This window comes from Candidatus Dependentiae bacterium (genome assembly GCA_016871815.1).
Classification (GTDB): Bacteria; Babelota; Babeliae; order Babelales.
This window is the reverse complement of sequence record VHBT01000022.1, coordinates 1-14559: the sequence shown is the minus strand read 5'-3', so window position 1 is coordinate 14559 and position 14559 is coordinate 1. Positions and strand designations below refer to the sequence as shown.

Genomic DNA, 14559 nt, shown 5'->3' with positions numbered 1-14559 from the left:
TGTGTGCTTCAGAAGTCCAATCATATGCTATAGAAAAAGGTTACTCAAATATTGTTGTTCCAACCACATTATTGTTTATCTTTCCTGGATCTGAAGATGAGTTATTGAATGATGAATCTTTATTTGTTGTTCAAGATCGATTTGTTTATAGTTCTGACGAGCAAAAAGAACTGTTAGGGTTATTAAAAAAAGCGATGCTTTCATTTATTTTGAATCAGGGTTTTGACCGATCCAATTCTTATGAATTATTGCTGGCTAATTTTCTTGATGTTGTAAAAAACTGTGGGCTTTGGGATTTTTCATTGCGTTCATGTAATTTTATTTTATCGTGTGATGAAAATAAAAACCCAACGATAGTACTGCTCGATCTTGAGCGACCTGCTTTTGGGGGCGGTAACCCTTTGTATTTTTTCCATAAAAACACAGCCGAAGTTGCCTCTAGTGCTCGGGCGGGTGTGGAGAATTTAGCGAAAATGCTTTTGGCTGATGTATAGAACTTGATTCTGAAAAAAGAGATTTTAAGCAGAGTATTTTTTGAGTTTGCTGCGTGGATTGATAAAGTCCGCGCAGCTTTTCGTTTTAAAGTAAGCTTTTTTTGTGTGAGATTTTAATTTTCTTTAATTATACTTCGTCACGGAGTTATTCTAGCTGAGATATTGTGGTGCTTTTTTGCGTTACGAGTTTTTTCGGCGAGAGAATTTTCTATGAAATTTTTGTTGATAGCGTTATTGTCATTTCAGCTGTGTGCTGTAGAGTTTGTTTGTGAAGAAGATAAGCAAGCGTACGAATATATTTGTAACTGGGCAATTTCGGATGAAGCATTGCGAATTAAACAAGAAAAAAACATCGCAAGTGATAATCCTGCGCTTAATCAGTTTTTGCGTGATCTTGTCTTGCATCCCGTGATGTCAGAAGTTTTAAAGCAGCGACCTTATTTTGATTACTCAGCACAGTTTTCATACCGTGAAATGCAAGCTATTTACTTTGACTGGCAGAAAAAATTTATTGATGCTTTGACCTTTTTTGGTGGTCATCTTCTGCCAAACCCTTCAAGTGAATGGCCAGAAACGGTAGCGTTTTTGTTTGATTTGTTTCCAGGGTTTATTATCAAGATGAGAGCTAAAAATTCTTATCGCCTCGGTTTTTACGATTCTAGTGGAATGTTCACCTTTTCTGATCAAAGTTCCATGGTGAGTCAAATTGAGTTTCCGTTGCAGGAGGTCAGTCGTCTTTTGTATTCAGAAGAAGTGGCAAGCGTTATCGCTGAAAAAGGATACACAGCTGTTCATGCGCCAAAAAAACGTCTATTTATTTTTCCAGGGTATGAAAATGCTCCCTTGAATGATGAAAGTATTTTTGTTGTAGCAGAAAGAGTTGTTTTTGATGAAAACAAACATGCAGAGTGTTTTGGTTTGATGAAAGCTGCGTACTGTAGATTTATCGAAGATGAAACGTCTGAAAATCAAGATCCCTACAAACAATTACTTAATAATTTTTTTGAAGTTGTTACTGAGTGTGGGCTTTGGGATTTTTCTCCCCAAAAACACAATTTTGCCTTATGGTGCGATGAAAAGGGTATGCCACATTTAACTTTTATGGATCTTGAGCGACCACAATTTGGTGGTGGAAATCCGTTGTATTTCTTTCATAAAAATAAAGATGAATGTTCATTTAACGCACGGGTAGGTCTATCAAATTTGATGTATATGTTGAGTGCCGATGAAGATGATGCCTTTGGCGACTTTGGTGAACTTAATATTGTTCGCATGGCGGATGTTGATGAGCTTTCATGTGCTTAAATTGCGCGTTTTTTTGAGCTGCTGTAAAAAGGCAGCTCTTTTTATGCATTAATTAAGCGAATTTCAATTCGTTCGATCCCTTTGCCGGGCCTGTCACGTTTAAGTGTTACGTATCCAACCTCTCCGGTTGTGTTTACGTGGGTTCCTCCACAGGGAACTTGGGCAAAGCGATCTATTTTCCAGTAACGGCGTTGAGTTGCCTCATCGAGCCAACCTTTTGATATCGGCAGATTTTGGTGAATAATCTCGTTGTATCGCTGTAAAATATCATTGAAGTGTTCTGAAATATTAGAGTCAGATTTAAAGTCAATTCGCGCTTTTGACTCAGAAATATGAGCACCAACTTTTTCTAGGCCAAGAGACTGAATGACAATTTCAAGGATAAGTTCTGCGGTAAAATGCAGGCGCATAAGTCTATGACGGCGGTGCCAGTCGATTTTCATTTCAATAGTATCACCAGCATTTAGTCCGTGATTTTCTGGTAAAGTGTAAAAAATAAGCCCATCGGCCATTCTGCTTGAAACAACTTCAAGGTTGTTAAACCATGCCTTGTCGCTCTCTTGTCCTCCAGAAAACGAAAAAGCAATTGTTTTTTCTGGTAAAACTTCGTTGCCGTTAACAGAAATTATTCTTGTAATAAGCGTTTGTTTGTAGGGGTCTTCCCAAAATGTTTTTTGCATAAATTAGCGGTCCTTTTGTGTGTTTTTTAAAAATGAAGTAAGCGCATTAAAATAAGCTATTGGCTGCTCATAGAATGGAAGGTGGCTTGCGTGAGAGCAAATGTACACAGCCCCTTGTTTAAGTAATTGAGACATCTTTTTGGCGTCTTCGGGTGAGCATTGATCGTATCGTCCGCCTAGAACTAGTGTTGGGGTATTTATTTTTTCAAGATCTTTCCATCGATCCCAGTCTTTGGCTGTACCTGTAATATGAAAATCATTTTTACCGAAAAAGTGCATGCATACATTCCAGTTTAATTCTTTCATAAAGCTGTCAAATTCATTCGGCCATTTTTGCAAAATACAAAAGTGCTTTTTCATAAAATCGTTAGCCATTATTTTTTGCCATTCGGTTTCGCCGACTTGGTTATTTGCTTCACAATCCAAAAGAATTTTTTGAGCTTTAGGCGAAAGCCTTGAGCGTAATTTTTGTAAGTATTCTTCAAATGATTTTGAGCTCGCCGTGAAATTCGAGAGAATCATGCCTTGTAGTTTTTCTTGATGTTTAAGAGCATATTCGATTGCGAGCACAACCCCCCACGAGTACCCAAAAATATAAAAATTATTTAATTTAAGCGCTTGGCAAATGTCTTCAAGATCCCGAGTAAAATGTTTAATCGTCCAAAACTTGGGATTGTTAGGGGCGTCTGATTTTGCTGAGTCTAATTGATGATATGTAATTACCTTGAAATCATTTTTTATTAACTCATCTATGACAGGCTTGAGCATTGTGGATGTGCCGCCAGGCCCTCCGTGGATTAATAGTATTGGCGTTTTTCCAGAGCTAGATACTTGGGTCCAGAGTTTGTGTCCCATTCGCGTTGTGATGTAATGCTCTGTAAAAGATGATTTTGTGTTCATAGCTTGTTTTTTTATTTCCTCAATGACGTTCATGTTGTTAATAATATCAAGGTGTCCGGTATTCTCTAGTAGTTGAATTTTTTCTTGAGGAAATAGTTCTTTAAATGCCCATGGATTATTAATTTCGTCGTTTTTTCCAACAAAAATTATGCATTTATTGGCGGCTTGAGTTAGGTCTTTTTTGTAGGGAATTCTAGGATGCATAGAACTTGCTAGATTGTAGTCATACGCAAGCACTTCTGTCCCATCACACTGTTTTTTTGGTTTATTAAACGTTACAACAACTGACTTGTTGAATCGTGTGATTCCCATCGCATTGCAGGCTACTAATTCTAGCAGTTTTATTTTGTTAACCTTTGCCCAAGCTCTAGCGCCAGGAGTTTTCATTGTTGGGGCAGTGATGATCGCAGGGGTAAGTAAAATCGTTGAATGGGCAAGATTCTTATGCTTTCCTGCGGTAAATCTAATAGCAAGGCCTCCACCGCTAGAATGACCAACTAAAATAATTTTTTTGTAAGGATGGGTACTTGAAATATGTGTAATTAAATCTGCTAAGTCGTCTTCGAGCTGTCCAATGTATGAGCAGGTGCCGTGAGGGCCGGATTTTCCGTGACCACGAATATCTGGGATGCAAATATGAGCGTGTTCATGAAGTTTTAGGCCCAGGGGAACCAGGTATCTCCCATGGTAGCTCGAGCCATGTAAGAAAATGATGAGTGTTTCTGTTGGGTGGTTGCTTGGTATAAAGCGATAAAATAATGCTGTTTTATCCCGAGCTATAAATGTTTTTTCGCGAAGTTGATGGTGGTGTACAATTTTTTGAAATGAAAGAAAATCAAGAGCAACTGCTTCTTTTGCATCGGGTTCATTTTTGGGCCCAGAAAAGACCATAAAATATTGTGATGCAAAAAAAAGAAGAATAAGAGCAATGCTTGCAAGAAAAGTGATTCTTTTCATCTGTTTTTCAAAAAATCGTAGTTAAAAAATTATGTTGAGTTTAGGGTGGTTTTTTCTTTGAGGCAATTTGTTTTTAGGATTCGTCATTAATTTCGTCTTGGTAAGGACATTCGTTTGGAGCATTTTTTATAAGATTGTCCATCGTTTCGTCGAGCGGAAAGAGTCGCAAGGGGTCTTCTTCTTTTTTTTTCATTTCTTGTATAAAAACTTCTGCGGTTTTGTAGTTTTTTACAAAGAAATCGGAAGTATTATTGCTTGCGGCTGTGCCATCATAACGGTGAGCTTTTTGGCTTTTGGGATCAAAAAAATAGTAGTTTAAAAGTTCTTTGTATAAGTAGGTTGTAAGTGCTCGTTCCGTAAAATAGATATTATTTAAAATGTAGTATTTCTCTGTGGGTGTTAGATCAAAATCATTCATGGCTGCAAGTCCAAAATCCGTGATAAAAAGATCATCTTCTTGAACAAGGATATTTTGAACGTGCGGATCGATGTGAATTAAGCCTTCATTTCTTAAAAAGCTTGCAAGAGCATGAAGTTTTTTAAGAACCAATTGAATGGCATTGCCAAATTCATCTTCTGTTTTTGTTTTAATTTCTTCAATCAGCCATTCTTCAAGCGTTTTTGGAATATATTCAAAAAATAAGACAAGTTCGTGGGTCGCATTCTGATGTTCGTTTAAAAAAGAATTAATTTCTGGACTATCGTTTTCTGCCCAGTCGATAGAATGATAAAAACGTTTTTCTTTTTTTAGGATTCTGAAGTGGTATAAGAGTGGAAAAGATACGCATTTGTTAGAAAGAACCCATTCGGTTGCCTTTTGACAACAATATAACTCTCGCCAAACCCCAAATCCGGTATATTTGGGTCTGTAGTAATGAAGAGGAAGATTAAAGTGATTAGCTGTTGAGAACTGATTTTTCTCAAGCATTTCAGTGTCTGTTATTCGTATTTTTTTTACAAAAATTGGCTGTCCTGCAAGGCTGATTTTCCCTGCGACAACACCTGATCCTCGGCTTTCTTCAGCAAGCTGCAGAGAGAGGGCTTTTTGTAAATCGTCGTCAGGCATATGGGATAATTTTTGAGAAAGATTAGCATGTATTTTTTTGCGTGACGAAAGAGTTGTTGCAGGTTCTTTTTTCGGAGTCATGGTAACTGTGAAAAGGAACAGGATAGCGATAACGGGAATTGTTAATAAAAATGCGCGCATTTAATATTCGCTTATTGGTTTGTATAAGATAAGTTTTACCAGATCGTTTTGAATTATTGCCATCCCTCCTGGAACTGCAAGTGTTTCAACGGTTCCCTCTATTTTTGAGTAGGTTAAAATACCACCGATTTTTAGCAAAGATATTGTTGGAATGTGGCCTTTGCCTACAGAAAAAAATCCATTTGGAGAGCTGATTTCTATCCAGAGGGCATTAATCGTTTGCTCTCCTGCTTCAGTCAGGATTTGAATGGTGATTAAATTATTTGATGTTGATTTTGAGGTGCTCGTAGACATCGTTAAGAGTTCCCTTCATGTAAAACGACTGATCTGGCATGTGATCGCATTGACCTGTAACGATTTGTTCAAAATTATCCACGGTGGTGTCTTTTCTTACAAACCTTCCAGGGATGTTAATGTACTGAGCTCCAACAAACAGCGGTTGAGTAAGAAAGTTTTCGATCTTTTTTGCGCGGCTGACGGTGATTTTATCTGATTCTGAAAGTTCATCAAAACCCAAGATGGCGATAATGTCTTGGAGCTCTTTATATTTTTGTAATGTGTGTTGAATTGTTTGTGCGATTGTGTAGTGTCTGTGGCCAACAATTTCTGGGCGTAATCCGTTTGAAAATGATTCTAGTGGATCGATTGCTGGATATCTACCAGCTTGAGCAATTTTTCGAGAAAGAACAGTTGCAGCATCAAGATGTTGAAATGTTGTTGCTGGGGCGGGATCGGTGTAGTCATCGGCGGGTACGTATACCGCTTGAATAGAGGTGATTGATCCCGAGTGGGTACTGGTGATTCGTTCTTGCAGTGCTCCCATTTCTGTTGCCAGTGTTGGTTGATATCCGACAGATGATGGCATTCGACCAAGCAACGCAGAGACTTCTGATCCTGCTTGAATGTATCTGAAGATGTTGTCGATAAAAAGAAGCGTGTCGCGCTTTTCAACATCTCTGAAGTATTCGGCCATGGTAAGTCCGGTAAATCCAACGCGGAGACGAGCTCCGGGCATATCACCCATTTGTCCAAAAACAAATGCGGTGTTATCAAGAACTTTATTGGCCGTCATTTCAAGCCACAGTTCGTTTCCTTCACGCGTTCGTTCTCCAATCCCAACAAAAACAGAGCGGCCACTGTGCTCGATTGCAACGTTGCGAATGAGTTCTTGCACTAAAACTGTTTTACCAACTCCAGCTCCACCAAAAAGACCAATTTTTGAACCTTTAATGTACGGACATAGCAGATCGATAATTTTTATACCTGTTTCAAGAAGCTCTGATTGAATTTTTTGCTCAGTGAGTTCGGGTGGATTTTTATAAATCGAGTGACGAGGAGTTGTTGAATCGATATCGCCTTTTCCGTCAATTGGTCGTCCAAGTACATCAAAAACACGTCCGAGTGTATTTGATCCTACTGGTGCTGTAATCGTTGTATTGGTTGAAAATACTGGCATTTTTCGTGAGACAGCGGTAAGTGGTTCAAGTGCTATGCAGCGAATAATACCGTCACTAATGTGTTGGGCAACTTCAAAGTGTACTTTTTTTGTGTCAGCCTGTCCTGGAATTGTCATGTTGGTAAAAATAAGCGTGTTGATTGGAGGAAGGTGGTCGGTCGTGCATTGGATATCAACGATAGTTCCGTTGATTCTTAAAATAAAACCAAATTCAGCGGAAAGAGGGAGTTCAGTTTTTAAAGACGCGGGGCTAATCATTCAAAAAACCTTGCTATTGTGTTGTTCATATTGACTGAGATTAAAAATAAGTTGATTTATTGTAAATGGTTCTTTAATTGACAATTTGTGGTTGAGGTGTTTTTTTTCAAAAGAAACTACTTTTCTGGTACAATACTGCGTATGGTAACAAATATTGATGTTGATTGATTAAGCACGTGGTGCTAATCATCTTCGTAGAGGAAGAGATTTATGATAGCACGATTATTGGCCGTTATATTTGGCACAAAAAATGATAGAGAGCTTAAAAGGCTTTCATCAAAGGTAACTGCGATTAATAATCTTGAACCAGTTATTCAAGCGCTTTCAGATGAGCAGTTAAAAGAAAAAACTTTTGAGTTTCGAGCACGGTTGGAAAGTGGAGAAACTCTGGACGACATCTTAGTGGAAGCCTTTGCGGTTGCCAGAGAAGCGAGTCGTAGAGTTCTTGGGATGCGTCATTACGATGTTCAGTTGATTGGTGGAATGGTCTTGCACGAAGGCAAGATTGCTGAGATGAAAACCGGTGAAGGTAAAACGCTTGTTGCAACATTGCCATTGTATTTAAATGCCCTTGCGGGAAAAGGCTCTCATCTTGTTACGGTTAACGATTATTTGGTTCGTCGAGATGCTGAACTTAATCGTCCGTTGTATGAGTTTTTGGGTCTTTCCGTTGGGATTATTCAAAATAACATGAATGATTCTGAGCGACGTAAAGCATACGCTGCAGATATTACCTATGGAACCAACAATGAGTTTGGTTTTGATTATCTTCGCGATAACATGAAATTTGATATTGCAAATTTTGTGCAAAGAAATCCTGAATTTGCGATCGTTGACGAGGTCGACTCGATTTTGATCGATGAAGCTCGTACGCCATTGATTATTTCAGGGACTGCTGAAAAAAGTAGCAAGATGTACGAACAGGCTGATTCTGCGGTTAAGCGTCTTAAAAAAGGTGTTGACTATGAGGTTGATGAAAAAGATCGTCATGTAAATATCTTAGAGCCGGGAATTGATAAGCTTGAATTAGCGCTTCGCGTGTCAAACTTGTACGCAGCAGAAAACGTTTTGCTTTTGCATCACTTAACACAAGCTCTCAAGGCAAATGTGATTTTTAAGCGTGATGTTGATTATGTTGTTCAAGATGGACAAGTAATGATTGTTGATGAGTTTACTGGTCGTATTTTGGATGGTCGTAGGTATAGCGATGGTCTTCATCAGGCGCTTGAAGCCAAAGAGGGTGTTGAGATCGAGCGTGAAAGCCAAACATTAGCAACAATTACTCTGCAAAATTACTTTAGAATGTACAAAAAGCTTTCTGGCATGACGGGTACCGCGCAAACAGAAGCAGCCGAGTTTCACAAAATTTATAAACTTGGCGTTGTTGAGATTCCAACCAATCGCCCAATGATCAGGTCTGATGAAGACGACGTTGTTGTGTTGTTGCGAGAAGACAAATACAAAGCAATTATCGAAGATATCGTAGAAAGTTATAAGCGTCAGCAGCCTGTGCTTGTGGGTACGGTTTCGATTGAGGTTTCAGAATTGATTTCTCATTTGTTGCGTCAGATTGGCATTCCTCATGAAGTGCTTAACGCAAAACAACATGCGCGAGAAGCGGAAATTGTAAAACATGCTGGTGAAAAAAGTCGCATTACGATTGCAACCAATATGGCTGGGCGTGGTACTGATATTAAACTTGGAGAAGGTGTTGTAGAGCTTGGTGGTTTGCGAGTCATTGGTACCGAGCGACATGAATCTCGTCGTATTGATAATCAGCTTCGTGGTCGTTCTGGTCGTCAAGGTGATCCAGGTTCGAGCAAATTTTACATTTCGCTGGAAGATGATTTTATTCGACACCACTCTGGCGATCGGATGAAAAATGTTATGGAGCGCGCAGGCCTTGAGCCGGGTGAACGTATTGAAGGTGGTTTGGTAAGTAGCAGTATTGCGCAAGCGCAACATGCCCTTGAGCAAAAAAACTTCGATCGTCGCAAGCATGTTCTTGAGTACGATGACGTAATGAATCAGCAAAGAAAAATCATTTATCAATATCGTCGTGAGATTTTAGAATCAATCGAAGGCTCTAACGAAATTATCTTAGAGTTTTTACAGGACTCTGTTTCATATGTGGTTCAGCAGGTTGCTGCTCGTGGTAAAATTTCGTCAGAAGAATTATCGCAAATTACACATCTGCTTGTAGGGCATACAGGGCTTGAAGAATCATTTTTCACGGGACTTGAATTACCATTATTTGTAGCAGAGCTTGAAAGAAAAGTTGTTGATGCATTGTGGAATTATTTCTTACAAATTCGATCAAAGCTTTCTGCAGATGTTGTTGCAAATATTGAACGTTGGATTTTGCTTGAAACGATTGATTATGCATGGCGAACTCATTTGAACAATCTTGATCAGATTAAAGATGGGATTAATTTTAGAGGCTATGCGCAGCGCGATCCACTTATTGAATACAAACGAGAGTCATTTTATGCCTTTGAGCGTATGATGATCGAGATCAAAGAGCGGGTTGTTCAAGCCGTCTTTAAGATTGATTCATCAGCTGTTTCGGACGAGGCGATCGATAACTTGCGTAGAGCTCGCGAAGAAGAGCTCGAGCAAATTAGCATGAGCGGTCCATCCGAAGATGGTGATGCAGAAAAAGCAGGCAAAGAAAATGCTGGAAACGCAGCCGCGGGAAATCGCAAGGCGCGTCGAGCAAAAAAATAGCTGATTGTTTTAGATATGGCCCGTGATAAAAATCGCGGGCCATATTTTTATGTGTAGAGGAAAATTTGTATGCAAAAAAATTTTATAATGCTTTTTATTGTAGTTTTTTTGATGGGGATTGGATGGATTTTTTTTAGAAAAAATCAAATTCTTTCAAGAAAATGTGGCTCAATTATTATTCTCAATGGGCCTTCTGCTGCAGGCAAAACTTCATTGCAGAAAAAATTTCAAAAAATGATGATGCCTAATCTTTGGATTAAACTTGGGATTGATACGTTGTTTGATGCTCCAATGCCGGATATAGATCTTGAAAATATGGCAGAATGGCAAAAAGAGAATCCAATCCGATGGGTAACCAATACATCAGATGATGCAGGCAATCAGGTAATAACTCTTTTGACTGGTGATCAGGGGGATCGAGTTGCATATGGTATGAATTCTGCTATTGCTGAGTATGCAAAATCTGGTTGCAACGTCATTATGGACTATATTCCTTATAAAAAAGAGTGGACAAGTGATTTACAGCAAGAGCTGGCGGGGCTTTCTGTGTATTGGGTTAAGGTTTCAGCACCGATAGAAACCTTAGAGGCTCGTGAAATTGCTCGGGGAACATCTCCAAAAGGACATGCGCGCAGTCATTATTTGAATGTTGAAAACGATGGAATATCGTATCAGTTAGAGATTGATACATCGCAAACACCTGTGAACGAAGGAGCCGAAAAGCTTAAAAATCTTGTCCTGGGCCTTGGTTGAGTTTTTTCTGATTTAAATATTTTCCGAAACAACATCTTTGCTTTTATGTCTGTTAATAACATCTGTGATAATCTGGCGGATTTTGCTAGCTGCTGCATTGTGCTGTTCATCGAAGGGTTTGCTGCTAGATCCATCGGTATATGATTGGACGAAGGATCCGAGTTTAATTTGTATGTTGTGGCCTCCCTGATCAACAAAGAGTGGGTGCACATTGCTAAATCCAGACCCTTTTAAAGCATTTGAGAGCAATTCAGTGTGCTGCCATGGGATCATTTCATCATCTGTTGCGGTGAGAAAAATAATAGGGAGTGATGGATTTGATGGTTCACATGAGGATGCGAGTTCAAGCGGTGATGGTTCTGAGCAGGAGTAATTTGGTGCAATAGTCGCCTGAATGATTCGTTTTGTAGCGGTATCAGAGTGTGGAAAATACTTCGCTGGTGGAAAAAACTTTTCCACGCTGATTTTTCCAATATCTGCGAACGGTGCCGCAAGGATGACGGCATCTACTTCTCTGGCAATATCTTTATTTTGACAAATAATGGAAAGCAGCGTTGATGCTCCGTTTGAAGATCCCATGACAATAAATGGCTTGTTGTGTTTCTTCTTGAGTTCAATCATTGCTTTTAATTGTTGTAAGGCTTGAGCTTGATCCCATCTCTGGGCAAATGAAGCATACCTTCTGGATGTCTTCATGGCAGGCGAATATAAAAAATAAGTATGGTTGTTGAATATTTCAGAATAAAGATGCTCAAACATTTCAGAAATATAATCGATTGTGTTCTTGTTGTGGCCAAGATACCCGTGTATAAAAAGTAATAAAAAATAATCAGTTTTCTTTACTGTGTCATATATTTTGAATTCACTCGATAATTCAAGTTCTTTCTCGCCTGTAGATTTTGAAATATGCCAGCGAGATAGAGCGTATGCAGAGGTAAGTGTAAGTCCAATTTTAGAGAAGAGCCCGAGAGTTGGTTTTTTTTCAAATAAATCTGCAGTGCTTGAAAGTGTTGTTGTTAACCATTTTGGGCAAGTCTTCCATGGGCCCTTGATATTTAAAATAGGATTCCCTTCTTGTGTTGGGATGAATGAAAGAGTAATAATTTCATTGGTGCTTGATAATAAAAATTGCAAATCAGCCGGTGTTTTTTCTTGTAAAAGCTTTTTGAGCTTAAGGATTGATGGAGCTGTTGATTTCTCTAGCTCACCACTGCAGGGTTCTTTTTTCCAGAGCACCTCTTCCTCTTTGGTTAAAGTTAGAATGGTTGATGTAGCGCTAGTATTTTCTTCTTGATAATACGAAATTCTTGCAAAGGTATTGCAAAGTGAGCAAAAAAATAAAAAAACAAAGAGATTTTTTTTGAGCATAGCGGTGTTCTTGTCTGTATAGTGTGGATTCTTTAATTATTATATCAAGATAATTTTGATTATTTTTTATATGTACAAATTTGGAGAATACATAGTTTTTTGACTTTTTTGATGGTTATTTTTTCTTTATATCTTGCGCAAAGAAAAGATGGGTGTTTATTTTTACTTTGCGCGCCATACTAAGTAAAGATAGGTGTTTATTTTTTCAATTGTGTGAGTTGTTATGAACAAGCGTTTTGGAACTTATGTTGTTCAAAAAAATTCGATAGAATCGTTCAAGGCTTTTGTTCCGCAGTCGTTACCTCCTGATCCCGCGGTGGACGTTCAGCGGCTTTTACCTGTTTTAGATTTGGCTACTCGCGCGTTAGCTGAGCTTAATAGTGTCGTTCATGCTATTCCCAACATGTCGCTTTTTTTATACATGTATGTTCGAAAAGAGGCTCTTCTTTCGTCACAAATCGAAGGAACGCAGAGCTCGCTGGCAGATTTAATGTTATTTGAGGCTGATCAAAAAAGCGATATTGCTTTTGAAGATGTGGAAGAGGTTTCAAATTATGTTAAAGCTACTCAGCATGGGCTTGAACGTATGAAAAATGGGTTTCCGTTATCTTTGCGGCTATTGCGAGAAATTCATGCAATTTTGCTTTCGGGCTCGAGGGGCTCTGGTAAGTTGCCGGGAGAATTTCGGCGTTCACAGAACTGGATTGGTGGTTCGCGGCCGGGAAATGCGCGGTTTGTACCGCCACCTCCAGCAGAAATGCTTGATTGTCTGTCTGATTTTGAAAAATTTTTGCATACCGATACCTTTCCAGTGCTTATTAAAGCGGGGCTTGCGCATGTGCAGTTTGAGACGATTCATCCTTTTTTGGATGGCAATGGGCGATTGGGCCGCTTGTTGATTACTTTGTTGCTTTGTGCGGATGGAGTGATAACTGCACCTGTGTTGTATTTGAGCTTTTACCTCAAAGAGCATCGACGAGAATATTATGATCTTTTGCAAGATGTGCGCTTGAAGGGTGACTGGGAAGGGTGGCTGGAATTTTTTCTTGAGGGCGTTGCGGTATCTGCGCGTCAGGGCTTAGAGACGGTAAAAGATGTTAACGAATTGTTTGAGCGAGATCGTAAAGCGATAGAAAAGCTTGGTAGGGTACGATTTTCGGTTATTAAAGTTTTTGAATTTTTACAAAAATTGCCACAGGTTTCTGTTTCTGTTTTGGGAGATCAACTTCAGCTCACACCTCCAACATTGCGCGTCGCGATTGAGCATTTAAAGAAGCTTGGCATTTTACATGAAATTACAGGAAAAAAGCGTGATCAGGTCTATGTGTATCGCCAGTACCTTGGCTTGCTTTCTGTGGGAACAGAGCCATTGCGCTAAATTTTTCCAACTCTTTACAAAACCCTCTTGACCCTCTACCAACTATAGGCCTTATGGTAAAAATTGAGGAAGGAAAGACGATGTCTCAATGGTATGTTAAAGAACTTGCAGAACTGGCCGATGTAACGGTTCAAACGCTTCATTATTACGATAAGAACGATGTTCTTATTTAACTTCTGGGGCATTGAGCGCTGGCGATGCTTGATCCGGCCAATAATCTAAAAAAATCGTAGCAACATACGATGGAGCCACATCCACCTCTTGGAGGTCGGTTATTCAAATGATAGAGGGGTATCACATGGTGCAGAAATACTTAAAAAACTTGTTCAGGGCCTTGGGTGAGTTTTTCAGTTTTTTGTGTCTAGAAAATCATGTATTCAGCGTTTAGTTGAGGCGGATAGGCTCTATGCATACTACGTGTTCAAAGAATTTAAATTGATTTTTCATAAGATATAGAACTTTTCTGGGTTTTAAGCTTACTCTGCTCAACAGCTTTTTCGCATAAAAAGAAGAGTATTTATCTATGATAAAAAAATTAAATTTAACCGTATTGTTAACCTACGGTTTTCTTGTTGGGATAATTTTGCCCACAATTAATATTGAAGTAAGTTTAAATAGTGCAACAACAGCTCAGCAGGTAACGGCAGCTGTTGCGGGAAGAACACCTGCGGAGTTGGGTGCGGGACTGCAGCGTCTGACGAATGAAAAAATTACAATGATTATGGGGCTTGCTCCAGCTGCAACAGTAACTTTGATTAATGGAGCATTGCCAGCGGCAAGAAAAGCAGAATTGTTGGTTTTTGGGCTGAATAATGCAACAACTGCTCAGCAGGTAACGGCAGCTGTTGCAGGAAGAACTGCTGCGGAGCTGGGTGTGGGACTGCAAAGTTTAACGAATGAAAAAATTATAATGATTATGGGGCTTGCTCCAGCAGCAACAGTAACTCTGATTAATGGAGCATTGCCAGCGCCAAGAAAAGCAGAATTATTGGTTTTTGGGCTGAATAATGCAACAACGGCTCAGCAGGTAACGGCAGCTGTTGCAGGAAGAACTGCTGCGGAGCTGGGTGTGGGAC

Annotated in this window: 11 protein-coding genes; 5 read left to right on the top strand and 6 right to left on the bottom strand. The window is 39.3% G+C overall.

Annotated elements, in window-relative coordinates:
• Positions 1–704 precede the first annotated feature (704 nt).
• Complete coding sequence (locus FJ366_03580; protein MBM3894645.1) at positions 705–1799, top strand: hypothetical protein; 1095 nt, start codon at positions 705–707, stop codon at positions 1797–1799.
• A 41-nt stretch (positions 1800–1840) separates the two neighbouring features.
• On the opposite strand, the gene FJ366_03575 is transcribed toward FJ366_03580, so the two are convergent.
• The 5 genes from FJ366_03575 to FJ366_03555 all read right to left on the bottom strand — a co-directional run bounded on the left by FJ366_03575 (position 1841) and on the right by FJ366_03555 (position 7257).
• Complete coding sequence (locus FJ366_03575; protein MBM3894644.1) at positions 1841–2479, bottom strand: alanyl-tRNA editing protein; 639 nt, start codon at positions 2477–2479, stop codon at positions 1841–1843.
• Positions 2480–2482: 3 nt separating this feature from the next.
• On the bottom strand, positions 2483–4336 hold the full coding sequence (locus FJ366_03570; protein ID MBM3894643.1) for an alpha/beta fold hydrolase: 1854 nt from the start codon (positions 4334–4336) through the stop codon (positions 2483–2485).
• 73 nt (positions 4337–4409) lie between these two features.
• Positions 4410–5543: a hypothetical protein gene (locus FJ366_03565; protein MBM3894642.1), complete on the bottom strand. Its 1134-nt coding sequence runs from the start codon at positions 5541–5543 to the stop codon at positions 4410–4412.
• Positions 5544–5837 (bottom strand): hypothetical protein, encoded by a 294-nt coding sequence (locus FJ366_03560; GenBank protein MBM3894641.1) that lies wholly within the window; start codon positions 5835–5837, stop codon positions 5544–5546. It abuts the gene before it with no gap.
• Entirely contained in the window at positions 5803–7257 is a 1455-nt protein-coding gene (locus FJ366_03555) for a F0F1 ATP synthase subunit beta (GenBank protein ID MBM3894640.1), read from the bottom strand. The genes FJ366_03560 and FJ366_03555 overlap by 35 nt, the downstream gene beginning before the upstream one ends.
• Positions 7258–7467: 210 nt before the next feature.
• Here FJ366_03555 and secA point away from each other — a divergent pair, with 210 nt between their 5' ends.
• Both secA and FJ366_03545 read left to right on the top strand, forming a co-directional pair.
• Positions 7468–9984, top strand: a complete 2517-nt coding sequence (secA, locus tag FJ366_03550; GenBank protein MBM3894639.1) for a preprotein translocase subunit SecA — start codon at positions 7468–7470, stop codon at positions 9982–9984.
• A 69-nt stretch (positions 9985–10053) separates the two neighbouring features.
• Positions 10054–10737 carry a hypothetical protein gene (locus FJ366_03545; protein MBM3894638.1) on the top strand — a complete coding sequence of 228 codons (684 nt, stop codon included), beginning with the start codon at positions 10054–10056 and terminating at the stop codon, positions 10735–10737.
• A gap of 12 nt (positions 10738–10749) precedes the next feature.
• Here the strand turns inward: FJ366_03545 and FJ366_03540 are convergent, their stop codons facing one another.
• Entirely contained in the window at positions 10750–12105 is a 1356-nt protein-coding gene (locus FJ366_03540; GenBank protein ID MBM3894637.1) for a hypothetical protein, read from the bottom strand.
• Positions 12106–12328: 223 nt separating this feature from the next.
• On the opposite strand from FJ366_03540, the gene FJ366_03535 reads away from it, so the two are divergent.
• Together FJ366_03535 and FJ366_03530 are read left to right on the top strand one after the other, a co-directional pair.
• Positions 12329–13483, top strand: a complete 1155-nt coding sequence (locus tag FJ366_03535) for a Fic family protein (GenBank protein ID MBM3894636.1) — start codon at positions 12329–12331, stop codon at positions 13481–13483.
• A gap of 523 nt (positions 13484–14006) precedes the next feature.
• On the top strand, positions 14007–14559 hold a 553-nt coding region (locus FJ366_03530), incomplete at its 3' end, for a hypothetical protein (protein ID MBM3894635.1).

Excerpts from the sequence above, each read along its gene's own strand:
- secA (MBM3894639.1), top strand. The coding sequence starts at position 7,468 with ATGATAGCACGATTATTGGCCGTTATATTTGGCACAAAAAATGATAGA.
- FJ366_03580 (MBM3894645.1), top strand. The coding sequence starts at position 705 with ATGAAATTTTTGTTGATAGCGTTATTGTCATTTCAGCTGTGTGCTGTA.
- FJ366_03565 (MBM3894642.1), bottom strand. The coding sequence starts at position 5,543 with ATGCGCGCATTTTTATTAACAATTCCCGTTATCGCTATCCTGTTCCTT.
- FJ366_03575 (MBM3894644.1), bottom strand. The coding sequence starts at position 2,479 with ATGCAAAAAACATTTTGGGAAGACCCCTACAAACAAACGCTTATTACA.
- FJ366_03555 (MBM3894640.1), bottom strand. The coding sequence starts at position 7,257 with ATGATTAGCCCCGCGTCTTTAAAAACTGAACTCCCTCTTTCCGCTGAA.
- FJ366_03570 (MBM3894643.1), bottom strand. The coding sequence starts at position 4,336 with ATGAAAAGAATCACTTTTCTTGCAAGCATTGCTCTTATTCTTCTTTTT.
- FJ366_03560 (MBM3894641.1), bottom strand. The coding sequence starts at position 5,837 with ATGTCTACGAGCACCTCAAAATCAACATCAAATAATTTAATCACCATT.
- FJ366_03535 (MBM3894636.1), top strand. The coding sequence starts at position 12,329 with ATGAACAAGCGTTTTGGAACTTATGTTGTTCAAAAAAATTCGATAGAA.
- FJ366_03540 (MBM3894637.1), bottom strand. The coding sequence starts at position 12,105 with ATGCTCAAAAAAAATCTCTTTGTTTTTTTATTTTTTTGCTCACTTTGC.
- FJ366_03545 (MBM3894638.1), top strand. The coding sequence starts at position 10,054 with ATGCAAAAAAATTTTATAATGCTTTTTATTGTAGTTTTTTTGATGGGG.